Raw genomic sequence first — 24307 nt, forward strand, 5'->3', positions numbered from 1 at the left:
GCCGCCCCGCATGTTGTCCAAAGTTTGCTTTTCCGGCACTTGACCTTTGCTTGGCGCTGGAAGAGTCGGGCGGGGGTTTGTCAGCAAAGCCAAGCACTGGGAGTCACTCATGTCAGGTCTCAACCGTCGACGTTTTCTTCAACTATCAGGGGCCAGCGCGGCAAGTGCCGCAATCGCGGAAATGCTCGGCGAGAGCATCGCGCGCGCCGCGACCATTCCGGCCAACCGTGCCACCGGCTCGATCAAAGACGTCGAGCACGTGATCGTCTTCATGCAGGAGAACCGCGCCTTCGATCACTACTTCGGCACGCTCAAGGGCGTACGCGGGTTCGGTGACCCGCATCCGGCCATCCTCCCGAGCGGGAAGGACGCGTTCGCGCAGAACAACGGAACACGGGACATCCTCCCCTACCACCCCACCGCGCCGAATCTCGGCATGCAGTTCATGGAAGACCTCGACCACTCGTGGAAGCTCACCCACGAGGCCTTCAACATGGGCAAATACGACAAGTGGCTTCCCGCCAAATCCGAGGCCACCATGGCGTTCTACGAGCGCGGCGACGTCCCGTTCCATTTCGCCCTCGCGGACGCATTCACGATCTGTGACCAGTACCACTGTTCGCTGCTCGGCCCCACGGATCCCAACCGCTACTACATGTTCACGGGCTGGGACGGCAACGACTACAAGGCCGGCGGCCCCGACCTGTGGAACGCCGAAGTCGGCTACTCGTGGAGCTCGTACCCCGAGGAGCTTGAAAAGGCCGGCGTGAGCTGGAAGGTGTACCAGGACGTCGGCGACGGCCTCACGGCCGCGGGCTACTGGGGCTGGACGGGCGACGCGCACATCGGCAACTACGGCGACAACTCGCTCCTGTACCTCACGCAGTACCAGAACTCGAAGCCCGGCAGCCCGCTCTACGAGAAGGCGCTGACCGGCACGAACGCGAAGGCCGGCGACGACTTGTTCCGGATCTTCCGCGAGGACGTCGCGGGCGGCAAGCTCCCGCAGGTCTCCTACGTCGTGGCCCCCGAGGCGTACACCGAGCACTCGAACTGGCCGCCGAACTTCGGCGCCTGGTACACGGCGAATATCCTCAACATCCTCACGTCCAACCCGGACGTCTGGAGCAAGACGGCCGTGTTCTTCATGTACGACGAGAACGACGGCTTCTTCGACCACGTCGTCCCGCCGCACCCCAACACCCCGCAGATCCCGGGCGCATCCACGGTGTCGACCGAGGGTGAGTGGTACGACGGCCGGATGACGTTCTCCGGCATCGCCGACGTCCCGGGCCACTACGGTCTCGGCGTGCGCGTGCCGATGCTCGTCGTCTCGCCCTGGAGCATGGGCGGGTGGGTCTGCTCGGAAACGTTCGACCACACCTCGATCGTGCGGTTCCTCGAGTCACGCTTCGGTGTGAAGTCCCCCAACATCTCGCCATGGCGCCGCGCAGTATGTGGAGACCTCACCAGCGCGTTCGACTTCTCGGCGAATGCGGGCGCGGCCCCGGCCCTGCCCGATACCTCTGCATTCAAGCCCGCGGACCACAACCGGCACCCGAGCTATGTGCCGACGCCTCCCGCAGTCAACTCGATGCCGGTCCAGGAGAAGGGCACGCGCCCGTCGCGCCCCCTCGGGTACGCACTCGACGTCGCGGTCTCGGTGGCGGGCGGCAAGCTCTCCGCCCACTGGTTGAACGCCGGGGCGCTTGGCGCACACGTGCAGGTCCGCTCAAATCTCCTTCCGGCGGACCCGTACTCGTACACGATCGGCGCGGGCGCGGCCCTCGACGCGTCGTGGGCGCTTGGCGCCGAGTACGACGTGCAGATGCACGGCCCGGCGGGCTGGTACCGCCGTTACGCGGGCACGACGGCGGCCGCGGACATCCGCGCGACCGTCACCCGAGACGGCGCGTCCGGCCACGCGCAGTTCCGGATCGAGAACGCTGGCCCGGCGGCGGCCGCCCTCACGCTCACGGACGCATACGGCGCCGGTTCGCAGGCCCTCCCGCTCAACCCGGGCCAGGCCAAGACCGTGGTGATCCCGCTGCAAGGCGGCTGGTACGACCTCAAGCTCACCGCCGCGTCGGATCCGAAGCTCGTGCGAGTCCTCGCAGGGCGCCTCGACGACGGCCGGGCGCTCACGTCCGACCCCCAGCTGGGCCGATGACGGCCTGTCGCCCGCCGTTCGTCGTCCCGTTGCATGATTCTGCTGCTTGACCCGGAATATGGCGCGCCTCGAAGAGAATGAGCTTAGACCGACCGTCGTCCGCGGTCACTCCGCGAATCTCCGAGAACCGGGCGACCGGCCGGAAGCCGAGAGCCTCGTGCATTCTGATGGATGCGGTGTTGTGTTCGTTTGCGAAGTAGTGAGCGATCGAGGCCCGAGACCAGATCCATTCCAACCTCGCCTGGGTGAGCGCAGAACCGACCCCGCGTCGTCGGAACTCCGGAGCGACCACCACTCCCCCGAGATAGTGGCCTGCGGGCGAGCTGTCTGCGGGATTCGAGTGGAAATGCGTCTTGGCTACGCCGATGACCTCACCTTGCGCGACGGCCACCAAAATGAATCGGTCGCTTCTTGGGGCGATCATGTCGCGGATCCAACGGTTTCTGCCGGCAGCATCACAGACCGCATTCACCTGTGCCAGATCATCGAGAGCACATTCACGAATCTGCATGGCGATAGCGTACTGGGCAGCCCCGCGTTGTGTAGGAGGGTGCTCGTCTCTATGCGGTGGGGTCCGGGTTCGTCCCCCATTTCGACTATCGCTTGGACGGCAGCGGACGCCAGTCCGCGGTCTGCGTAATCGCTGTCCACCCAGAGGTTCCGCGTGGTAGGCCTTCGAGGTCCCGGTTTTGCGATAGTTTGCCGTTAAGACCGGGGATGCATCGTCCGCAGCAGGGGGAAGCCACATGACTTACATCTGTGGACACACCTCCGCTCGGGCTCCAGACGATGTTCCTGCGGAAGTGCACGCATGAAGGCGGGCACTCTCCGGGAGTCGATGATCGAAGCCGCCGGTGAGCGCTGGCTCAGTGCCTCCGACTTAGTCGCCGTCGCAAGGAGAACGGGTGAGCTTTCGGATCATCGACGGGTCAGGGAACTCACCCTCGAAACGATCAAAGAGCTGGTTTCCGAAGGACTATTGGTTCCGGGAGCATTCGGAGCCGGCCGGTACATGCCCTGGACGCTGACAGGCACGGACGCGGCGCGCAAGGTCGAGAGCGAGTGGAACACGAGCGCCATGTCCCGCACATGGTTCACGGCAAAGGCCAACCTGACCTCGTCCGAGCTCGGCAACCTTCCGGGACCTTGGGTCCAGGTCACCACGGAAGCCCGCATAGAGGCCACCACACCGCCAGACCCCGCACCTCCGATGTGGAAAGGCAGCTGGCTTCGCAGGAGGCTCTGGCTCAAACGCGCCGCTGCTGTCCTCGCCATCGCATCGGTCTCAGGCTGGCTGGGATGGGCCGTCATCGCGGGGATCAACCACGCACTCGCCAGCCACACCAAGACCGACGGAACGGTCACGGCACAAACTGATACCTCGGCACGCCGCGATTCCTCGTGCCAGCTGGACGTGGACTACACCGTCAACGGCCGGCAACTGCACAGCGTCGCCAAAGTCAACGCGAACTGCAACACTCTGCCCGGGCCCGGGTTCTGGACGACTGTCGACGTCGACACCGTGAATCCGCAAGACATCTGGATCGACGGCGCCAACGACGCGAACCATCCCAATCCCCTGACCATGGGCATATTTCTGCTAATCCTCCCGACCGCAATCGCCCTCGTACTCAGGAACGAGCTAGGAGACTATGGCGGAATCCGGAAATTACTTGCCTCCGGAGCCCAGTGGCGCCAGGTCGAGGTCACGGTCACACGGAAGACCGCAGGCCGGACCGGCGTCACGATCCGCCTTGAAACGAAGGACCCCGCAGGAAACCGGCGCTCGTTCTATATTTTCTATCGGCTCGTAAGCCCGATCGGCCCCGCAAGTAAAGGCGACAAAATCAGCCTTAGGCTCATCGCGGACGGCAAGCGGCAGGCGCTCATCCGGAGGCCCGACAACGGCCGGATTTGCGTGGCACGCATCAGCAGATCCAGTTGGCCACAAGGCTGAGGGCCACTGGCAATTGGTCGGGCGCTCCATGTGGGGGCCACGACGCTGTGGCGCCCCGGACAACAATAGACGAAATGTGATCCAAGCAACACATCCGCTCCGAAGTCGGCTTCTCGAACCTGTCCAATTTCAACCGGCACTTCCTCAACGACAACGTGGAACCCCCGCACCCTCCGGAATGCCTGGCATGCCCGGGCGGTCGCGGCCGCCCAACAGTGACCGGCCCGCAGCTGGTCTGCACAAAGTCCTACCATCCGATGGATGGCAAGCGTATTCTGGACGGAATTCACGATCAGGAAACGTCAGTCAGGACGGTGCATACGTGAGCCTCAAAGACAAATGGGACCGGCTCGATTCCAAAACCCGGACGTGGCTTCTGGAAAATCCGGGATGCATGACTCTGCCCAGAGCGTTGTCAAGCAAGATCAGCGAGGACGCACACGGGGACTTTGAATGTGATCCGAGCGGTCAGGTTGTGCTTTCTCCGGCCGACCACGATTTCATTCGGGAGAAAGCGGAAGCGGCCGGAACAATTCGCGTCCCGGCCACCGAATACCGGTTCTTCGACACCGCACCTTTGCCCGTAATCAGGGGGACACAGCCCGGCCGGCATACCGCCGAGCCTAATGAGGCTTTGTAAGGACGGCGTTGAGCTTCAGTTAGAGCTCGTGAAGCGCGTCCGGCGGGGCGGGGATGCGCCCCTGTTTCCGCACTAGTTGAGTCCCGCCGATCAACCGGGCCGGTCCGGGCAGGCCACTGACCCGCCCGGACCGTACGCGCGGGGACAAGGCCGATCCGGACCCGCGTTCGGGCCCGGGCCATCGCGCACGGATCAGTGGGTCTTGGTGACTTTGGCAAGACCGACTGGATTGTCTGGGTCCAGTCCGCGGCGTAGTGCCAGTTCCAGCGCCAGTCTCTGCAGCGGGAGAATGTCGACGAGCGGCGACAGTTCGGTCGCCACCGTGGCGCTCGGCACCCGGACCTGGGCGTCCGCGATTGTCCGTCCCCCCAGCTCAGCGACGAGCCCGCCGAGCCGGGTGGCCGCTTCGGCGAAGGAGACGACGGAGTCGCGGCCTGCGTCGCCGCGCGTCAACGCGATGATGCCCGTACCAGGCACGATCTGCCCGAGCGGGCCGTGGGTCGCATCGGCGGCGCTCCAGCCCGAGGCGGCGATCGCATTCGTCTCCATGAGCTTGAGGGCGCCCTCCTTCGCGGTAGCCATCCCGTAGCCTCGGCCGACGATGAGGATGCGTTCGCGACCTTCGAAAGCATCGACCAGCTCGTCGACCGGCTGATCAAGGACTGCGATCGCCTCCTCCACTGTTGCATGGACGCGAGTTCCGATGTCATCCCAATCGAGGCCGGCGACGCGGAACACCACGAGTGCGATGGCCAGGAGCTCCGCTGTGTATGTCTTGGTCGCGGCGACTGAGAGTTCCGGCCCGGCTGCGAGCGGAATATGAACGCGGCCGAGTGCGGCGAGGGCGCTCCGGGAGTCGTTGGTGATCGCGACAACGGGCACGCCCGCTTCGGCAATGGATTCGGCGGTCGCGAGCAGGTCCGGGGACTGGCCCGATTGGGATACGGCGAGGGCGACTGACGAGGGGTAGCGAAGGCTGGTGTCGAACGCGGTCACCGTTGCCGGGGTCGCCAGCATGGCCGGGATGTGAAGAAGGTTGTGGACGAGGTATTGGCCGTACATCGCGGCGTGGTCGCTTGACCCTCGTGCCACAAAGACGAGCAGTTCTGGTTGGGATTCACGGATCAGGTCGGCGGCGGCGTCGATGGCGGGCCGCTGGTCATCGAGCAGGTCGAGCCAGCGGCTGGGCTGCTCGGCGATCTCCGCCCGCATCAGTGCCCCGGGCCCGTCGATGATCGCCGCGCTCACGAGGCGAGCCCTGTGATCATCGAGACCAGCTCATTGTGGGACGTGTCGGCGACACGCCGGGTTCCTACCTGTGTCCCACGGCGGAGGACTGTGACCCGGTCGGCGATGCGGAAGACCTGCTCCATGTTGTGGCTGACGACGAGTACGGCGGCGCCGCGCTCCTTGAGTTTGAGGATCGTCTCCTCGACCTTCGCGGTCTCGGCAACCCCCAAGGCCGCCGTCGGCTCATCCATGAGTACAAGGCTGCTGGCCCAATGGGTAGCGCGCGCGATGGCTATACCCTGCCGTTGGCCGCCCGAAAGGTCGCTGAGTGTCGACTTCGCAGAGGGGATGCGCACATCCAGCTCGTCGACAAGTGCCTGTGTGCGCGTTGCCATCTCCTTCCGATCGAGCGTGCCGAACGGCGCCTTGCGCAGTTCGCGGCCGAGGAACAGGTTCATGTACACCGGCTGGAGGTCGACGAGCGCGAGATCCTGGTAGACGACTTCAACGCCCTTCGTGCGCGCATCGGAGGCGTCACGAAAGACGGTGCGTTCCCCGTTCAACCAGATCTCCCCGTCTGTGGGCTGGTAAAGGCCGGAGATGATCTTGACGAGCGTCGATTTGCCGGCGCCGTTGTCGCCGACCAGGGCGACGATCTCGCCGGGCTCGATCTCAAGGTCGAACCGCTTGATGGCAACGATGCCGCCAAAGTGCTTGCTGATGCCGTCGAGCCGGAGCGGCTTGACCGTTCCGTTGTTGGGTTTCGGCGTGGATGCGGGGTCTGCGATGATCATGCTGTCCTCCTGGGTGCTGCGAGGGTGTCAGAGATGGTGAGGGGTGCTGAGCCGTCGGAAGACCAGATACCGGCGACCGTCGGCGTTCCGGTGGAGAGGCCCGCAATGCCGGCGGTGAGGGCGCGGGTGACGAACACTTGGGGGCGGAACCCGAACAGCACGGTGTCGCCTGGTTGTGCGCGGTGGTCGCCGAGGGGAACGGTGGCGTAATAGTCGATCGCGTCGGCTGCCGGCATGTCCACCCGTAGCTCGGGCGCGGTGACCGCGTCGGTATCCGGCGCCACAAAGAGCGCCGAGGTCGTCGAGCCGCCGAGCACCGGATCCACGTAGAGGCCACCGCCGAAGACGTAGGCGTCGCCGTTCCAGAGGTGGGAGACCTCGGAGACATAGGCGATGGCGGGTTCCTCCACGAGGTCCTGCACCGCGTGGATCGGAGTAGTGCCCGTCAGGCCGTGTCCCGGTTCCACCTGGGTGGCGCCAGCCTCGGCGAGCGTTGCCAGGATGGAGGCGGAGGTCGTTCCTGGGGCGTTCACCTGCACGTCCTGGCGGCCCGCTCGTTCCAGTGCCCGCAAGGCCGTCGTGAGCGTGGCGAGGTTCGGAGTGGAGCGTGCGGCACCTGTTGCGGCGTCGAAGAGCGTTGCAGGGAATGTCGTGATGCCAGCGAACCGAACGCCGCCAATGGCGTCGATCCGGTCGGCAGCGGCCACGACGTCGGTGGCGTCGAACCCGCCCTCGTGTCCGCGATAGAACCGATCGCCCGGGGCCTGGATACGCAACAGGACGTCTTGGACACGGCCTTGCGCCAGCGCGGCCGCGCCGGCCTCGGCTGCCTTCACTTCCGAGAAAACCGTCCAGTAGAACGGTTCGAGTGCGGCGGCCTCCGCGGCGCGATGCCTGGGAATCTGGACCAGGTGCCCCAGATGACCGGTCCGGAGGCCCCCGGTTGCGGCGGCGATCGCGCACTCGAGGTCCACCCCGACCGCTTTGTCGATGCCGCCGGCGGCGATTGCCCGGGAGGCGTCCGGGTTGCGCCCGATCTGTTTCGTCATGGCGAAGGGCGTCAGGGAGAGTCGACTGGCTTCGGCCGAGATGGCGGCCGCGTTTCGCGTCACCGCATCGAGGTCGATCACATAGGTGTTGGCCGGGATCTGACCGTTCTGGTGGAACCGGGCGGCCGCTTGCAGGAGCGCCGGGTTGCGGCGTCGAAGGAGGTCTAGGAACATCGGTGGGCCTAACTGTTCTTCTTGGCGCGGAGCGAGAGGGAGACGGCGATGAGAATGATGATGCCGCGCACGATCAGCTGCTGTGCCACGTTGAGGCCGCCCAGGAGCAGACCGTAGTTGATCATGCTCATGAACAGGCTGCCGACAAGGGCTCCGATGATCGAGCCCTTGCCTCCGGTGAGGGAGGTGCCCCCGACGATGACCGCGGCGAGCACACTCATCAAGTCGGAGCTGCCGAGCGTGTACGTCGCGCCGGCAAGTCGACCCGCGTAGAGGATGCCAGCCAGGGCCGCGGCCATGCCGCTCACGATGAAGACGATCATTTTCACGCGGTTCACTCGGATGCCGCTCACCGCCGCTGCCGAGGATTTGTTGCCCACCGCGAGCACGTGTGCGCCGAACGAGCGCTGACGGAGCACGTGCCACCCGATGGCGACGATCACAACTGTCCACCAGATCAGAATGGGGATCCCGAGAAGCGTTCCGCCGCCGAACAGCCAAACGAAGGCGCTGTTCGTGACCGGAACCGATTGCAGGTTGGTCGCCTGCTGGGCGAGTCCGGCCACCAGGCCCATCGTGGCCAGAGTGACCAGGAAGGATGGCAGACGCACCAGAGTGATAAAGATCCCGTTGACCGCGCCGACCCCAGCGCCGATGGCGAGTCCGGCCAACGCGGCCAACCACCATTGGTGGGTCCCCTGCAGCGTAACGGCCGAGCCGAGGGACGCGAGTGCGACGGTGGAACCGATGGAGAGGTCGATTTCGCCAACGCTCAGGACGAACACCGCGCCGACCGCCATCACTGTGATGGGCGCGGCCTGGGTGATGATGTTGACTAGGGTCGTGGCGTTGAGGAAGCTGCCGGCCTGGGTGATGGCGAAGTAGGCGAAGACGACTACGAAGCCGATGTAGACGACATACTGCCTCCAATCGATGTGCCGGAGGACGGCGCTGCCCGTCCCTGTCTTGACGTGGGTCGTGATGGTCATGATGCTTCTCTTTCCTGTGGCTGGAGGGCCTTGTCGATGGCCAGGCGCACGGCGCCGGCGATGGGGGCGCGGGGGCCGAGCCGGCTGATGACGACCTCAAGGTCGCCTCGGCCGAGGCGCGTCATCCACGCGCGGATGGGCGCGAGGAGTTCGATGCGGGTGCCGATTCCCCCGCCGAGGACGAAGAGTCCCGGGTTCACGACAGCGTCGACCGCGACGAGGGCAAAGGCGATCCACTTCGCCTCCTCGTCGAGCGAGGCGGCCGCACGCGGGTCCCCGCGCCCGGCCCGATCGAAGACCTCGACGGCGTCGGGAGTGGCTTCGGGGGCGGCTGCGTCGGAGGACGCCCCGTACCGACGGCCGATGGCGTCGCCCGCGACCACCTCTTCAAGCGGACCGCGACGGTGGCTGGCGGGGTTGAGCGGGTCGGCACCGAACGGCAAGTATCCGATCTCCCCGGCGCCGCCGCTTGCTCCGGCCCACAGCCGGCGGTCGAGGATGAGACCGACGCCGATGCCGGTGCCGACCGATACGAACGCGAAGCTGTCGTACGCGAGGCCGACGCCTTCGTGCAGTTCGCCGAGAGCCGCGACGTTGACATCGTTCTCCAAGACCACCGGATGCCCGAGCGCCTCCTCGAGCTCGGCTGCCAGGCTGAACCCGTTGAGCTCGCCGAGATTCGGTGCGCGCTCGAATCGGCCCGAGTCGTCGTCGGGAACGCCCGCTCCTCCGACCGCCGTGGCGACGACTGCCGATACATCGGCCCCGACAGCCGAGGCCAGGGCGGCCACCAATGCGGACAACTGCGGAACGAGATCGGGCCCGGCATCCGGAGCGGTGGGTTCGGTCATCTGGAACAGCACCCGACCATCGAGGCCGGCGATGCCGGCGCGCACCTTGGTTCCACCAAGGTCGACACCGACGACGAACCGCGAAACCGGAACGGAGGAATGCTGGAGAACGTTCACAGCACCTCCAGCACGCTTGCGGGGTTGGCAGTGAGGAGCCGTTCGCAGTCCGCGTCCGAGACTCCGCGTGCGCGGAGCTCGGGAACGAAGACAGCGCCGAGGTAGGAGTAGCCGTGGATCCCGTGGGTCTTCGAGTTCATCCAGACTTCGGCTCCGGTGAGGTCTTGGGAGAGCAGGATGCGGTCGGTGTATCCGAGGGAGACCAGCCACGCGACAAGGTCGGCGCGTCCGGCGTCAGACCGGTGGAAGGCGTGCTTGTCGAACTCGCCGTCCGGGCGAGGGTCGGGTGCCGGACCCAGGAAGAAATCCCAGCTCTCCTTGCCGATCGTGTCGATGGCAATGCGGGGCCCGGCGTCCAGGACGCGGCGTACGAATTCGGGGCTCAGCTGGGTGTCCATGTGGCCGATGACCACTCGGTCCAGGTCAACGCCTTCGGACTTAAGTATCTTGAGCTGCTCGAACGCCATGGTGCCGTGGGTGGTGTGGGTCATGATCGCGAGTCCGGTCTCGCGTTGAGCGCGGGCGACGGCGCGGAGGCACTTCTCCTCGTAGGCGGTGATCTCCCCCAGGCTTGTCGCCTGTTCGCCGAAGATGCCTGCATGGATGCCCGAATCGCCAATGCCGTGGACCACATCGCGGATGAGGCGCTCGGCGAGGACGCCGGCGTCGGCGTCCTGCGCCCATTCGGGAGAGTAGGACTCAAGGTAGAACGCGGTTCCGGAGATGATGTGCAGGCCCGTCCTGCGCGAGATCTCGGCGAGCAGTGCAGCGTTGTCGCCGTTGTCGTCCCGACCGACGACACCGTAAGGGCTGAGGTCGACGACGGTCCCGAATCCGAACTCTCGGAGCGAGCCGAGAGCCTCCACCGCCCGATCGACGGCGTCGTCCCGCAGCCCGCCGGTGAGCCAGGGTCCCGGGGTCAGCGAGAGGAGGTGTTCGTGTGGCATGACCCTGCCGAGGTCATCGGTCGAAACCGTACCGAGAACGGTTGTGACTTGCCCTGACATCGATGTCTCCTTCGTGGTGCTTGGTGCTTGGGGTGCGTGGCGAGCGGGGCGGGCGGCGCGGGAGTCGTCCGCCCCGTTCGGTCCGAGGTCAGCCGCCGGTGATGCTCGACGGCGGCTGGGTGCCATAGTCGGACAGCCATCCCTTGTCGAGGTCTGCCTTGGTGACCTTGGTCGGGTCAGAGGCGACCAACGCCGGCGCGGTCTTGCCGAGGACGCCGTATGCTCCGGCCAAGGCGAGGCCCTTGCCGATTCCGAGGGATCCGTTTCCGACCATTCCGGCAACGTTCGTTCCGGAGGCCATCGAGGCCGCAAGGGTGGTGTCCAGGTCGTTCGTGACCACCTGGATGTCGTTCCGCCCGGCCGCCTTGATCGCGGCCACGACGCCCTGCGCGGCCGTCGCCCACGACACGTAGATGCCCTTGATATTCGGGTTCTTCGCGATCATAGCGGCCGCGATCGTCTGGGTGGCCGTCTCATCGGCGAAGCCTTCGGAGTCAACGATCTTCATGTCGGGGTATTCGTAGGCCAGCCAATCCTTGAACGACTTGTCCCTCTGGTTCGTGAACCAGAAGTTGGCGTTGTACGAGATATAGCCCACGTCGCCGGTCTTGCCGAGGGCGTCGCCCAGGATCTCGGCGTTGGCTTGCCCCGCCTTGGCCAGGTTCTCCGTCACGATGGACACAAAGTCTTTGCCGGCCTGGAATCCGGCGGGGGGCGTGGTCATGATGACGAGCTTTGTTCCCGCGGCGACGGCGGGCTTGAACGCCTCGGCGGCGGAGGTCGGGTCGACCGCGATGGTAACGATGATGTTCGGGTGCAGCGCGAGGACTGTCTGTACGTTGTTGGCCTGGGTAGCGGCGTTGAAGTTGGCCTGCGTGCTCGCGACGACGTCGATCCCGAGGTTCTTGAACTCCTCACGCGCGCCCTTCTCGACGGCGGTCACGAAGTCCGAGGACGTGTGCCAGACGAAGGCGGCGGTGTACTTGCCGCCCTTCACCTTCGCCTGCTCGTCACTCGTCAGCGAAAGCTCCGAGAGGGCACCGGGCTTCTCGCCGTTCGGACCTGCGAACTCCAGGCTGGGCTTGGCTGCGGGGCCGGACGAAGCGGCCGTGCCGCCGCCTCCGCCGGAGCAGCCAGCGAGGGCGAGCGTGATCGCAAGTGCGCCGACTGCGGCACGAAAGCCGAACCGTCGGACCGTGGGTGCTGTGCTCATGGGGGTCTACCTTCCGTGACCGGGTGGGATACCAGTTCCGGTGACAGGTAGCGGTGGCGCGTGGCCCTGTCACTTTCGTTTGTGCGTATTTCCATTTTGATTTCAGTGCGCAAGTAAAGTCAACCCCCTCGCTTGTAACGAATAAGTTTCGGAGGTATCACAGACAAAGGTGTAGGGCACCTGCCGCCCTGCACCTGCGTCACGTTCACGACTCTCACCGCAGGCCTAAGCGGCGTCGTCGCCCGACTGCTTGGTCCCGCGAAATCAGGGGCTATCGGCCATAGTCGGCCACGCGGGACGGGGCCAACCGCGCAGCTTTCTACGCTGGAGCATCCCGCCCGGCGAGTGCCATCGCCACATGAACCGGCCAGTAAACGAGCCCCCGACACGGCTGGATCGCCGCGGCGATTTAGGCTAACTTTGAATTCACACTGATTGTAAAAGGAGGCCCGATGGTCCAAGACACTAGAGAGCTGAACCGCAAGGCGGTCTTGACGGCCCTTATGATGTCCCGACCTGCCAGCCGCAAATGGATTGCCGAAGCATCAGGCATCTCCGCAGCGACAGTCACCCGTGCTGTCGACCAGCTGATCGCTGAAGGAATCGTCACCGAGACTGCCGAGATCATCTCCGAATCTCGCGGACGTCGGGCCGTCGAGCTAGACGTGGTGTCCAATCGCAGTTTCGTCATCGGCGTGGACCTCGGAGCGTCCAACGTGCGCCTCGTCGTCGCCGACCTGCTTGCTCGTCCGCTTCTTGCCCTCGAGATCGCGACACCCACTGCGACGACTGCGAGCGAGCTCGCACAGTGGTTGGCCTCCACCGCGCGCGCGTCGGCCGGAGACGTCTGGGACCGAGTCGAACACCTCTGCGTTGGCCTGCCGGGGGCTGTGAGTCAGCAGAAGCGCACGATTTCCAACGCACCCAACCTCGCCCAGATCGAGGTGCCCACATTCCTGGACGACGTCGAGAAGTCCATGGGCAGGCCGGTCGGCTTCGACAACGACGCCAACTACGCGCTCCTCGGTGAACAGCATTTTGGCGCGGCACGTTCCGCGTCCAACGCGGCAATGGTCACGATCGGTTCCGGCCTGGGCGCCGGCCTGGCGATCGATGGCCGAATCCTTCAAGGCGACCACGGACTAATCGGTGAATTCGGGCAGCTGCCCGTCGGGCCCCTTGGGACCCGCCTTGAGCACATGGTCACCGGCGCCGGGATCATCCGCCGTGCAGCCGAGGCGGGCATCGATCTCGCCGGCCCCAACCAGCTCTTCGCAAGCGATGCGGGCCCCGCGCTGAAGGCATTGCGCGCCCATTTCGATCAAGCTCTCCTGATCGTTCTCACGGCCACAACGGTTTCATGCGATCCGCAGACGATCGTCCTCGGCGGCGGCATCGCAAACTCCCTCGCTTCGAACCTCGACCGCTACCAGACGGCTCTAGAGCAGAATCTCCGCGCGTCTCCCCGGCTCGCTGCTGCCGAGTTGGGCGACTTCTCGGGTGCTGTGGGCGCCGTGGTCGCCGCACTGCACAGGGTGTACGCGGATCTTGGCATAGAAGAGGAAGCCTTCGTCAGCCTTCCCGGCGGCGACGCGCTCACGCACGAGCGGGTACAAGCCGCGAGACGCTGACGAGGCCTATCGGGGTGCCGTGAGGGGAACGGCAGCCACAGCGCCTGCGTCAGCATTGGCAGGGGCTAAGATCGCCAAGCCACCGGTAGGCGGCCCAGAACGGCGTTCAACTGCGAGTCACGCGGAATGGGAACGTCGCTACTATCGGCGTTGGCAAATCCAGGGCTTTGCGCGGGTTTTTTTCGTCGCGAGGCCCGGCCCGTACTTGCTGGCCAGCGCGGCGACGTCGCCAACACCAGAAGCTCAAGGCCGCTTCGGGCCGTGTTTGCGCTAATCCAAGATTTCGAGATCCAAGCCAATCTGGCATCGAATCCGTTGGGTACGGTGGATTAGATAGTGCGCTAACAAACTTGGATTCTCCCTAAGCCTGACTGAAAAACTCGCAAAACCCTTGCACGGCGCGAACCCATCACATAGTCTGTGAGTGCGCTAACACGCAGCGCACACACAAATAGGAAATGCTTCCTGATGGGGACAGAACCAAGATAGCGCTAACAAGTAGCTTCGCCCGGTTCGCCCAAGTCCGGCATTGCCGGACACCAGCTGATCGGCCGCACGCCCGTGGCCACCCAGCTCTCAATCGAACGTCAATGACGACCCTGGATGGAGAACCATGGCAAACTCGGCATTCACCCTCACCCGTCGCAGCCTCCTGGCTGGGACCGCAGCCGCGGCTGTGACGCTCTCGCTCGCCGCATGCAACCGCGGTGGAGGACCCGCCCCCGCAGCCTCGTCCTTCCCGGCGGGCGACCCCCGTAGCAAGGGTTGGCACACCGTCAACCAGTACTTCAGCTCGAACAACGCCTTTTTCAACAGCTGGCAGCAGGGGTCAGACGAGGCCGCCCGCGCGCTCGGCATGAAGAACGAGGCGCAGGTGGACAACTCCAGCAACGACAAGGCGCTCACCATCTTCCGCAGCGCGGCAACCCGGAACTTCAATGCGATTACTTCGATGGTCGCGGACCCCGGAATCTCAAAGATGGCGCTCTCGACTGCCCAGGCGAACGGCACGGTCGTGGCCAACGCGTGGAACGTCGCTCCGTGGCTCACGCCCTTCGATATCGGTGACAAGTGGGTTCAGTTCATCGCCCCCAACGACGTCGCCGGCGCGCAGACCGTCGCCAAGGTCCTCTTCGATGCGATGGGAGGGGAAGGCGAGCTGATCCACATCACCGGTGTGCCCGGAAACACAGCCGACATCCTCCGCACGGAGGGCGTCGACCGAGCTCTGAAGAAGTTCCCCGGCGTCAAGCTCGTCGCCCGCGAACCCGGCCAGTTCAACCGCGGCGCCACGGAGCCGGTCATCAGCGCACTCCTCACGGCGCACCCGAACGTCAAGGCAGTCTTCTGCCAGAACGACGACGAGGCCATGGGCGTGCTCGCGGCCCTCTCCGCCCGCGGCCGCAAGGACGTCCTCGTGACGGGCATCGACGGCATCCCGGACATGCTCAGCGCAATCGCGAGCGGCCGCGCCCTGGCGACTTGGGCGCAGCACGGCGGGTTCGCGGCAGGCTGGCTGACAGTCCAGGTGTTCGACGCCCTTGCCGGTGTGAACCTGGATCCCCTCGAGCGGATGATGTGGCTCGGCACCTTCGTGATCAACACCCCGGAGGCGGCCACTGCCTACAAGAAGATGATGTACGGCGGCGGCCCCTTCCCGTTCGACTACGCGAAGATGTCCCGAGCCCTGAACCCCAAGGACTGGGACCCACAGAATTCCTTCGCCCCCATCGACCTCGAAACTTACTACAACCTGCTCCAGCCAAAGCCCGCGGGCTACGAGCTGCCCGCGAAGTACACAGCGGCGGCGTCAGCTGCCCAGGTCGAGGCCGTCGCGAAGTCGTACTCCCAGCGACTCGGCACCGACCCCTTCGCCAGCGTGCGGAAGCTCTGCAAGGGCGACGGCGGCCACGACCTGACCGTCTTCTGACGCCGCCGATTCCGCCCCCGAACTGGAGCACCACACTCATGCAAAGCTCGGATCTGGCACAAGCCAACGCGCCGCTCCTCGAACTGAAGGCGCTCACCAAGGAGTTCGGCCCAGTGCGGGCGTTGGACGGCGTCTCGTTCAGCGTCCGCGCAGGGGAGGTCGTCGGGCTGATCGGCGAGAACGGCGCCGGCAAGTCGACGCTGCTGAACATCGTCAGCGGAACAGAGACCCCGACCTCCGGCAGCGTCGCAGTCCGCGGCCGCGAGATCGCCTTCGCGAACTATCACCAGGCCTCATCGAACGGTGTCTACCGGGTGTTCCAAGAGCTCGCGCTCCTGCCCAACCTCACCGTCTGGGAGAACCTCTTCTTCGGCCACGAAAACCTCCTCACCAAGGGAGGGGTGATCCAGCGGAGCGCGGCGATCCACCGTGCTGAGGCGATCCTCGAGCGGTACGGCCACGGCTGGATCGATGTCCGCCAGCCAGTCGGTTCGCTGCCCTTCGCTCTCCAGCAGGTGATCGAGATCCTCCGGGCGTTCGCGCTCTCCGAGCTCCTCGGCCAGGAACACCCGATCATCCTGCTCGACGAACCGACAGCCGGCCTGGTCTCCGACGAGATCCACTTCCTCGCCGAGACCATCGAGAAGGTCAAGGCCAACAGCGCGATCGTCTTCGTCTCGCACCGCCTCAGCGAGCTCCTCGACTGGAGCGACACGATCGTGGTGATGAAGGACGGCGCGGTCGTCGCCCAGGCAGCGGCCGACGAGCTCACCGAGGACCGCCTCCACCTGCTCATGGTCGGCCGCGCCCGGAACGACCAGTTCTACCGGGAAAACCTCCAACGAGAGCCCGAGGACGAGCTCCTGCTCGAAATCGAGGGACTCGGGGACGGCGAGGCATTCCGGGATGTGTCACTGCAGGTGCGCGCCGGCGAGATCGTGGGCGTCGCCGGCGTCCTCGGTTCCGGGAAGTCGGAGCTGGGCCGTGCCATCTACGGGGAGTGGCCGACCACCGAAGGGGTCCTTCGCCTGAAGGGCAAGGAGCTGCCTCGCTCCTACTCCGCGCGCTATACCTCGAGCCAGCGGGTCGGCTACATCACCCCTGAGCGCAAAGACGACGGACTGCTCGACACCTTCAGCGTGGCCCGGAACATCTCCTTTGCGCGCATCGCCTCCCAGAAGGGGCTGTTCCTCGACCTGGGCCTGGAGGTACGGCAGGCCGAGGAATACGTCAGGAAGCTGTCCATCAAGACCGCCGGCATCGGCGCGCCGATTACCTCGCTGAGCGGAGGGAACCAGCAGAAGGCGCTCATCGCGCGCTGGCTCGCCCGCGGCGTCGACCTGCTCATCCTGGACAATCCGACCCGAGGCGTCGACGCCGGCGCCAAGGAGCAGGTGTACGAGCTCCTCCGCGAAATCGCGTCCACCGGCGTCGGGATCCTGCTCATCAGCGATGACTTGCTCGAGGTCATCGGCCTGTCGAATCGGGTCATCGTGATGCGGGACGGCGCGGTCTCCGATCTCGTGTCCGCGCCCGTCGACGCCAAACCCTCCGAATCCGCCCTAGTCTCCAGAATGGTGTGAGAAGAAATGACTCAGCAGTTGACAACGCCCAAGAAGTCCGGCTCCCACGGGGCGGCGCCCCCCTCGTCGGTCCGCCCCGGCTTCGGTGACTGGGCCCGCAGGAACCGGAGCTTCCTGGCTCCCGTCGGCGCATTGATCGTCATGATCATCGGGTTCACGATCATGTCCCCGCAGTTCCTGACGGTGGGCAACGGGGTCAACATCCTGCTGGACTCGTCGGTGCTCATGATCCTCGCGCTCGCCTCGACGATCATCATCCTGATGGGCAGCATCGATCTCTCCATCGGGTCGACCCTCGCGATCTGCGCATTCACCGGGGCCCTGCTGGCCCAGGAGACCGGGGACAACAACGTCCTGCTCCTGGTGCCGATCGTGGGACTCGTCTGCGGACTGCTCAACGGCCTCGGCGTCGCGTTCCTCGGCCTGCCCTCGTTCCTGGTCACCCTCGGCTCATTCTTCGTCTACAACGGTCTGGCGAACTACTTCTCGGGAGGTCAGCCTGTGACACTGATGCCCGGCGGCCCCGTCGACTGGTTCAGCGGCACGATCGGGGGGGTCCCTGTCATCGCGCTGTGGGCGGTCGTGATCCTAGTCATCGTCCACTTGGTGTTCCGCTACACGCGCGGTGGCCGGTACGTGTACGCGATCGGCGGCAACGAGAAGACCGCCCGCCTGGCAGGCGCCCCCGTCCGCCGGGTCAAGGTATGGGCGTTCGCCGCCGCAGGAACCCTCGCCGGCATCGCCGCGCTCCTGCAGCTCGCAAAGCTCCAGAGCGCGAGCCCGGATATGGGCGCCCCGTACATGCTCCCCGCGATCGCGGCCGTCGTCATGGGCGGCACTCCCCTTACCGGCGGCATCGGCGGGGCGCTCCGGACGGTGATCGGTGTCCTCGTCATCGCGATCCTCTCAAACGGGATGGTTCTGGCTGCGATCGATCCACACCTTCAGGACGTCGTCCAGGGCGTCGTCGTCGTCGGGGCGGTCGCGGTCACGATGCAGCGCCGACGCGCCGCCGTCGTCAAGTAGGGCCGGAAGAAACCCAATCAACGGACCGCGCTACGCGGACCGAAAGGAGAACCATGCTCGGAGAACTGGGCTCGCTGTTCGATCAAGCGGAAAAGCGGGCGGAAGAACTGGAAGTGGCTGCAGTTGTCGCGGCGGTCGACCCTCACGGCAATCTCGTCCTGCTCATGCGGATGGATGGAGCCCCGGAGTTCGCCATCCACATGGCCACCCGAAAGGCGTACACCGCCATCTCGATGGGCACCGAGACCGCGGCCCTGACGCCGTTGGTGCAACCGGGCCAGCCACTGTTCGGCCTCATCGAAGCGAGCGGCGGCCGACTGCTGCCCTTCGGCGGCGGGGCCGCTGTCACCCTCGCAGACGGCTCCTCGCTCGGGATAGGTGTCTCGGGAGGAACCACCGAACAGGACGTCGCCGTCCTGCAATCGATACAAGAACTGGCGCGCACGCCCCAGCCGGCGTCCTGACCCCTCAACCTCCTCAACAAACCACGTATCAAGGAAAAGGAAAGCAATGATCGACCCGTACGTCGTCGTGGCCGTCTCGCCGCGCACATTCAATGCAAAGAACCCGGGCGACGCCCTCGCCAACGTCAAGCGAATCAACGAATTCATCGATACCGCCGTCATGGTGGGCCGGTGGGAAGGATCGCCAGTCAAGCTGGTGGTCCTCCCGGAGATGGCCATCCAGGGGATGATCCCGAACCTTCCCGGCCACCGGGAGACCGAACGGCGCTTCGCGGTCACCATTCCGGGACCCGAGACCGACGAGCTCGCCAAGAAGGCCAAGGAACTCAACTCCTACATCGCGGCGGAACTGTACATGGTCAAGGACGATGACTTCCCTGACCGTCACTTCAACGTCGCCTTCGTGATCGACCCCAAGGGCGAGATCATCCACAAGCGCTACAAGGCCACCAGCGACGCCTACGAGGGCGGCATGCTCGGAAACATGAACCCGCATGACGTGTGGGACGAGTGGGTTGAGAAGAAGGGCAACGGCAACGTCATGGACGCCATCTTCCCGGTGGCCAAGACGGAGATCGGCAACATCGGGTACGCGATCTGCCACGAGGGTGTCTACCCCGAGGTGGCGCGCGGGCTCGCGATGAACGGCGCCGAGATCATCATCCGGGGCACCCTGATCGAGCCAGCGGTCCAGAACGGCATGTGGGAGCTGCAGAACCGCGCCCATGCAATGTTCAACTCGGCGTACGTGGTCGCCCCGAACCTCGGCCCCGAGTACCGGGAGGACGGTGGCGTCCAGGACCTCTTCGGAGGCCAGTCGATGATCGTCGGCCCGCGCGGCCAAATTCTTACCCAGCAGCGGGGGTGGACGGCAGGCGACTCCTTCGTCTGCACCACTATCGACATGGAAGCCCTCCGACGGGCGCGGGTCGCCAACGGGCTCTACAACCAATTCAAGGATCTGCGCACCGAGCAATACCGCGCGATCTACGAGCAGCCTATCTACCCGAAGAACCAGTACCTTGACGCGCCGCCCGCCGAGGGATGGCTCGCCCGGGAGGACGCGACTCGGGCCGCCAACATCGACAAGCTCATCGAGCGAGGCGTGCTGACGCCACCCTCAGGCTACAGAGCCTGAGATGGGCGACTGAGGCGGACGCCGCCGCTCGCGGCGTCCGCCTCAACCCATAAGCCAGCTGACCCAACCAGAGAAAGAAACGCCGATGGAGAGAATGGCAGCGCTGACGGAGAGCGAGAAGATCTTCCGGCTGGCAGTGCTCGGGATGGGGCGATGGGGACGCGTGTGGGCGGACGTCATCAACCGTGCCGACGGAGCCTCCCTGCTCGCGACGGCGGGCGGCCGGCCTTGGGAAGGTGGCGATGAGCGGCCTCCGCGGCACTTCTCCGACTATCGGGACGCCATCGAGGCGATCGACGCCGACGCGGTGGTGGTCACGCTGCCGGCGCACCTTCACCTCGATGCGGTTCGCAGGGCTGCGGCCCGCGGTCTCCACGTACTCTGCGAGAAGCCGGCGGTGCCGAGCCGGAGGGAGCTCCGAGAACTGGAGGACCTTGCCGCGAGCACGCCGACCCTCATCGCCATCGATCAGAACTACCGGCAGCGGCCTTGGGTCGATGCCGTCCGTCGCAGCCTTCCCTTGATCGGGCGCATCGCACACGTGTCGATCGAGTTCGCGCAGCCGGAGTTCCTGGACGGTGGCCGGCGGGACCTCGCTCATCCACTGATCGCCGACATGGCCATCCACCACGTCGACCTTCTGCGCCATCTGACGGGGCAGGACGCGCGCGTCGTCGCTGCGCTGTCCGGGCGCCCGAGGTGGACCCATTACCGGGGAGAGCCGGATTTGAGCGCGGTGCTGGTGCTGGAGGACAAAGCGTCCGTCACCTACTCTGGAACCTGGTCCGCCCGAGGACACACGACGCCATGGGACGGGGACTGGCTCATCCGGGGCGAGAACGGCAGCATAACGGTCGCCGGACTGGAGGTGTCCCTGGATCTCGGCACGGGACCCGAGCTCGTGATTCCCGCCAAAGACGTCGAGAACGATTCAGACTTGGCCCGAGTTCTCCAGCACTTCCGGCGATCGGCAGCGGGGGATGCGGCAGAGGACGTTCCGGCGCCGGACAATGCGCGAAGCCTGGCTCTCGTCTTCGACCTGGCCGATGCCGTTGGGCTCGAGGACCCGTGGCGCTTGGTAGGTGCCGGCGCATGAACGACAACCTCCCGGGCCCCGGGCACCGACCCGTTCGCCAGCACCCTCCGGCCCGCATGATCGACGTCGCTCGCCTCGCGGGCGTGTCCCACCAGACGGTCTCCCGCGTGGTGAACGGGCATTCCAACGTCACCCCCGAGGTACGGGAACGTGTGCACCTGGCGATCGCCCAGCTCCGCTACCGCCGGAACGCCGCCGCTCGCTCCCTCGCTACGAAGCGGTCGATGAATCTGGGAGTGGTCGCCTACGGCCTCGCGAGGCACGGTCCGTCGTTCGCGCTGACGGGAATCGTCGAGACGGCGCGCAACCACGGCTACGCGACCAGCCTGGTCAGTCTGCCAACAGCAGACCGTGCGGGAATCCGGTCCGCGATCGACCACCTCGTCGACGACTCAGTGGACGGCATCATCCTGCTCGCTCCGATTCAGGCCGCCGTAGACATCGCGGAGGGACTGGACCTCGGCACTCCTCTTGTAATGTTCGCCCCGAACGTTCCCGGGCCGAACACATTCGCCGCGGACGAGGCGCTCGGAGCGCGTATCGCCACCCAGCACCTGCTGAGCCTTGGTCACCGGACGGTCGTGCACCTCAGTGGGCCGGGCGACTGGCTCGCCGCCCAGGCGCGAGTACAGGGCTGGCGGTCGGCTCTGACGGCAGCGAATTGCCCCGTCCTCGAGCCAATTCCGACAACCTGGGACGCGCCCTCCGGATACCGGTCAGCCAAGCGGATCCTCCAGCTCGGCGGTGTGACCGCAGTCTTCGCCGCGAATGACCAGACCGCCCTCGGACTGATGCGGGGCCTTGCCGACGCGGGCGTACGGGTGCCCGAGGACATCTCGGTGGTCGGGTTCGACGACTTCCCGGAGGCTGCGTACTTCTCCCCGCCGCTGACCACCGTTCGTGTTGACTTCACGGATATCGGACGCGTCGCGGTCGAGAGACTCCTTGACCGGCTCAACGACCGGGAGTCAGAGGCCACGGGCCCGCTCGACCCCAGGCTGATGCTGCGATCGAGCTCCGCGCCGCCGCCAAAGGCGACGGCCAACTGATGACATACCACCTAACACCAACACCTGAAAGGAATCGGTGCCCTAATGGATTCACGAGAACTGGGAGAGACCGGCTGGTCTGTGCCCGTGCTCTGCACTGGCACGAGTGCGCTGGGCAGCTTCCCCGCCCAATACGGCTACGAGGTGGACGAGCAGACCGCCGTCTCCGCGATCGTGACCTCTGTCGAGCAGGGATTCACCTTCATTGACACATCGAATGAATACGGCGGCGGCGCCAGCGAACTGCGCATCGGCCGTGCCCTCGAACGCCTCGGCGGTGTCCTGGACGGTGTGTTGATCGCCACCAAGGTGGATCCGCTGCCCGGGTCGGACGATTTCTCAGGCGACCGCGTTCGCCGGTCGGTCGAGGAGAGTCGGTCGCGCCTCGGCATGGAAACCCTCCCGCTGGTCTATCTGCACGATCCCGAGAAGATCGGTTTTGATGCCTCGATGGCCCCCGGCGGCCCAGTCGAAGCCCTGCTCGAACTGCAGGCAGCCGGCGTGATCGGGGCGCTCGGGGTCGCGGGCGGCCCGATCGAAATGGAGCTGGAGTTCCTGAGGACCGGAGCGTTCCAGGTCGTCCTCAGCCACAACCGCTACACCCTGGTCGACTCCTCCGCTGCTGTCCTCGTGGAGGAATGCGCAGAGCGCGGCGTGGGCTTCGTCAATGCCGCTCCGTTCGGCGGCGGGATGCTCGTCAAGGGACCAGATCAGGTCCCGACCTACTGCTATGCCCCGGTTAATGACGCTGTCCTGACCCGAGTTCGCGCGATCGAGACGGCCTGCCGCAACCACGACGTGCCCATGGCAGCAGTGGCATTGCAGTTCGCAACTCGCGACGATCGCGTGGCTTCAACCGTGGTCGGCATGTCCCGCCCTCAGCGCTTCGCCGAGATACAGAAGCTGCTCGAGACGCCGGTTCCCGCCGAGCTATGGTCGGCCATCGAGCCGTTGGTACGAGAGGGCCGAGCCGGCGTGCTCGCCTGACCTGCGTCCGGCGCCCCCATCGGTGGCGTCCCGCCGGCGCGGACGGCCTCGAGAACTCGAACCGGCCAGGCCTCCGTGAGATTCGCGTCGCGACTGGGATAATGACAGGATGACCCAAACCCCCGCGTCCTCCGAAAGCCGAACGTCCGACGGGCGCGGGGAGCGGTTAGCTTCAAGGTCCAAGGGGCCGCGGATGGTCGACGTCGCACGCTTGGCCGGGGTGTCACAGCAGACGGTCTCAAGGGTGGTCCGCGGTTCGTCCAATGTGTCCCCGGACATTCGAGAACGGGTCGAGCACGCCATCGCACAGCTTCGGTACCGGAGGAATCCTGCCGCCGCGGCGCTCGCTAGCAATCGGACCATGACGATCGGCGTCATCAGCTTCGAATTGTCGGTGCTGGGCCCGACCGTGGCCTTGTACGGTATCTCCGAGGAGGCCCGGCGGCACGGGTACGCAACGCGCCTAGTCACCTTGGCTTCCCTTGAGAGGGACGTGATCCGCCCGGCTTTCGAATCCCTCACTTCGGACAGCGTCGACGGCGTCATCGTTCTCGCCCCGCTCTTCGAAGCCATCTCGGTTCTCAACGGACTCGAGTTTGACATTCCGGTCGTCACGTTCCAACAGGGCTCCCCACCAAGCCCGAACAGCGTCTCAGTCGACGAAGTTCGGGGCGCTCGCATGGCGGTGCGCCACCTCCTCGATCTGGGGCATGAGACGGTATGGCATGTCCAAGGCCCATCCGGATGGATGGCGACGACAGCTCGTGTCCGCGGCTGGGCAGAGGAGCTCCAGAGTGCAGGGCGTTTCGCTCCAGCGCCACTAACAACATCAGATTGGTCCGCCGCAGAGGGGTATCGGGCCGGCCTCGAGCTCGCCCGAGAGACCGATCTGACCGCGATCTTCGCCGCCAACGACCCGTTCGCCCTCGGAGTCATCAAGGCGCTCGACGATTCAGGACTGAGCGTTCCCGATGATGTGAGCGTCGTCGGGTTCGACAACGTCAAGGAATCCGCCTTTTTCCGGCCAGCGCTCACCACTGTGACGCTTGACTTCGAAGCCATCGGTCACATTGCGGTGACTCGCATCCTGGCCATGATCAAGGACGAGGCCGAGGGGGACATACCCCTGATCGAACCGCACCTCGTGATCAGGGATACGACAGCGCCTCCGCGCAGGCGCTGAATCAACGTTGACACGGCGCTCTACCCTGC

At 65.6% G+C, this 24307-nt stretch carries 21 protein-coding genes; 13 read left to right on the forward strand and 8 right to left on the reverse strand.

The features are described from left to right. Nucleotides 1–109 precede the first annotated feature (109 nt). The gene (locus tag AB0323_RS10260; protein ID WP_366177222.1) at nucleotides 110–2170 is read left to right on the forward strand and encodes a phosphocholine-specific phospholipase C; all 2061 of its coding nucleotides are present in this window, start codon (nucleotides 110–112) and stop codon (nucleotides 2168–2170) included. Here AB0323_RS10260 and AB0323_RS10265 read toward each other — a convergent pair. Then, complete coding sequence (locus AB0323_RS10265; RefSeq protein WP_366177223.1) at nucleotides 2142–2681, reverse strand: GNAT family N-acetyltransferase; 540 nt, start codon at nucleotides 2679–2681, stop codon at nucleotides 2142–2144. The genes AB0323_RS10260 and AB0323_RS10265 overlap by 29 nt on opposite strands. Nucleotides 2682–2981: 300 nt before the next feature. Between AB0323_RS10265 and AB0323_RS10270 the strand changes: the two genes are divergently transcribed. After that, nucleotides 2982–4127: a hypothetical protein gene (locus AB0323_RS10270; protein WP_366177224.1), complete on the forward strand. Its 1146-nt coding sequence runs from the start codon at nucleotides 2982–2984 to the stop codon at nucleotides 4125–4127. A 322-nt stretch (nucleotides 4128–4449) separates the two neighbouring features. Then, nucleotides 4450–4767, forward strand: a complete 318-nt coding sequence (locus AB0323_RS10275; protein ID WP_366177225.1) for a hypothetical protein — start codon at nucleotides 4450–4452, stop codon at nucleotides 4765–4767. A gap of 192 nt (nucleotides 4768–4959) precedes the next feature. Here AB0323_RS10275 and AB0323_RS10280 read toward each other — a convergent pair whose 3' ends face one another. From AB0323_RS10280 to AB0323_RS10310, 7 genes are all read right to left on the reverse strand, one after another. After that, on the reverse strand, nucleotides 4960–6015 hold the full coding sequence (locus AB0323_RS10280; RefSeq protein WP_366177226.1) for an SIS domain-containing protein: 1056 nt from the start codon (nucleotides 6013–6015) through the stop codon (nucleotides 4960–4962). Beyond that, nucleotides 6012–6791, reverse strand: a complete 780-nt coding sequence (locus AB0323_RS10285) for an ATP-binding cassette domain-containing protein (protein WP_366177227.1) — start codon at nucleotides 6789–6791, stop codon at nucleotides 6012–6014. The genes AB0323_RS10280 and AB0323_RS10285 overlap by 4 nt, the downstream gene beginning before the upstream one ends. Next, a complete protein-coding gene (locus AB0323_RS10290; protein WP_366177228.1) occupies nucleotides 6788–8014 on the reverse strand; it encodes an alanine racemase in 1227 nt (408 codons plus the stop codon). The genes AB0323_RS10285 and AB0323_RS10290 overlap by 4 nt, the downstream gene beginning before the upstream one ends. Nucleotides 8015–8022: 8 nt before the next feature. Continuing rightward, entirely contained in the window at nucleotides 8023–9003 is a 981-nt protein-coding gene (locus AB0323_RS10295) for an ABC transporter permease (RefSeq protein WP_366177229.1), read from the reverse strand. Continuing rightward, entirely contained in the window at nucleotides 9000–9971 is a 972-nt protein-coding gene (locus tag AB0323_RS10300; RefSeq protein WP_366177230.1) for an ROK family protein, read from the reverse strand. Before AB0323_RS10300 ends, AB0323_RS10295 begins: the two co-directional genes overlap by 4 nt. Beyond that, nucleotides 9968–10978, reverse strand: a complete 1011-nt coding sequence (locus AB0323_RS10305; RefSeq protein ID WP_366177231.1) for a hypothetical protein — start codon at nucleotides 10976–10978, stop codon at nucleotides 9968–9970. The genes AB0323_RS10300 and AB0323_RS10305 overlap by 4 nt, the downstream gene beginning before the upstream one ends. Nucleotides 10979–11066: 88 nt before the next feature. Continuing rightward, nucleotides 11067–12191: a substrate-binding domain-containing protein gene (locus AB0323_RS10310; protein ID WP_366177232.1), complete on the reverse strand. Its 1125-nt coding sequence runs from the start codon at nucleotides 12189–12191 to the stop codon at nucleotides 11067–11069. Nucleotides 12192–12643: 452 nt separating this feature from the next. Here AB0323_RS10310 and AB0323_RS10315 point away from each other — a divergent pair, with 452 nt between their 5' ends. The 10 genes from AB0323_RS10315 to AB0323_RS10360 all read left to right on the forward strand — a co-directional run bounded on the left by AB0323_RS10315 (nucleotide 12644) and on the right by AB0323_RS10360 (nucleotide 24278). Then, nucleotides 12644–13822: an ROK family transcriptional regulator gene (locus AB0323_RS10315; protein ID WP_366177233.1), complete on the forward strand. Its 1179-nt coding sequence runs from the start codon at nucleotides 12644–12646 to the stop codon at nucleotides 13820–13822. A 613-nt stretch (nucleotides 13823–14435) separates the two neighbouring features. Then, the gene (locus AB0323_RS10320; RefSeq protein WP_366177234.1) at nucleotides 14436–15752 is read left to right on the forward strand and encodes a sugar ABC transporter substrate-binding protein; all 1317 of its coding nucleotides are present in this window, start codon (nucleotides 14436–14438) and stop codon (nucleotides 15750–15752) included. A 38-nt stretch (nucleotides 15753–15790) separates the two neighbouring features. Then, nucleotides 15791–17335 (forward strand): sugar ABC transporter ATP-binding protein, encoded by a 1545-nt coding sequence (locus AB0323_RS10325; RefSeq protein WP_366177235.1) that lies wholly within the window; start codon nucleotides 15791–15793, stop codon nucleotides 17333–17335. Nucleotides 17336–17341: 6 nt separating this feature from the next. Beyond that, on the forward strand, nucleotides 17342–18361 hold the full coding sequence (locus AB0323_RS10330) for an ABC transporter permease (protein WP_366177236.1): 1020 nt from the start codon (nucleotides 17342–17344) through the stop codon (nucleotides 18359–18361). A gap of 53 nt (nucleotides 18362–18414) precedes the next feature. Beyond that, on the forward strand, nucleotides 18415–18825 hold the full coding sequence (locus AB0323_RS10335) for a heme-binding protein (RefSeq protein ID WP_366177237.1): 411 nt from the start codon (nucleotides 18415–18417) through the stop codon (nucleotides 18823–18825). A gap of 46 nt (nucleotides 18826–18871) precedes the next feature. Beyond that, nucleotides 18872–19963: a nitrilase-related carbon-nitrogen hydrolase gene (locus tag AB0323_RS10340; RefSeq protein WP_366177238.1), complete on the forward strand. Its 1092-nt coding sequence runs from the start codon at nucleotides 18872–18874 to the stop codon at nucleotides 19961–19963. Between the two features lie 85 nt (nucleotides 19964–20048). Then, nucleotides 20049–21059, forward strand: a complete 1011-nt coding sequence (locus tag AB0323_RS10345; protein WP_366177239.1) for a Gfo/Idh/MocA family oxidoreductase — start codon at nucleotides 20049–20051, stop codon at nucleotides 21057–21059. Further along, nucleotides 21056–22108, forward strand: a complete 1053-nt coding sequence (locus tag AB0323_RS10350; RefSeq protein ID WP_366177240.1) for a LacI family DNA-binding transcriptional regulator — start codon at nucleotides 21056–21058, stop codon at nucleotides 22106–22108. Before AB0323_RS10345 ends, AB0323_RS10350 begins: the two co-directional genes overlap by 4 nt. 45 nt (nucleotides 22109–22153) lie before the next feature. Further along, nucleotides 22154–23095: an aldo/keto reductase gene (locus AB0323_RS10355; RefSeq protein ID WP_366177241.1), complete on the forward strand. Its 942-nt coding sequence runs from the start codon at nucleotides 22154–22156 to the stop codon at nucleotides 23093–23095. Between the two features lie 193 nt (nucleotides 23096–23288). Then, on the forward strand, nucleotides 23289–24278 hold the full coding sequence (locus AB0323_RS10360; protein ID WP_366177242.1) for a LacI family DNA-binding transcriptional regulator: 990 nt from the start codon (nucleotides 23289–23291) through the stop codon (nucleotides 24276–24278). Nucleotides 24279–24307: the final 29 nt, after the last annotated feature.

The sequence above is a fragment of the Arthrobacter sp. NPDC080031 genome (assembly GCF_040702485.1).
GTDB lineage: Bacteria > Actinomycetota > Actinomycetes > Actinomycetales > Micrococcaceae > Arthrobacter.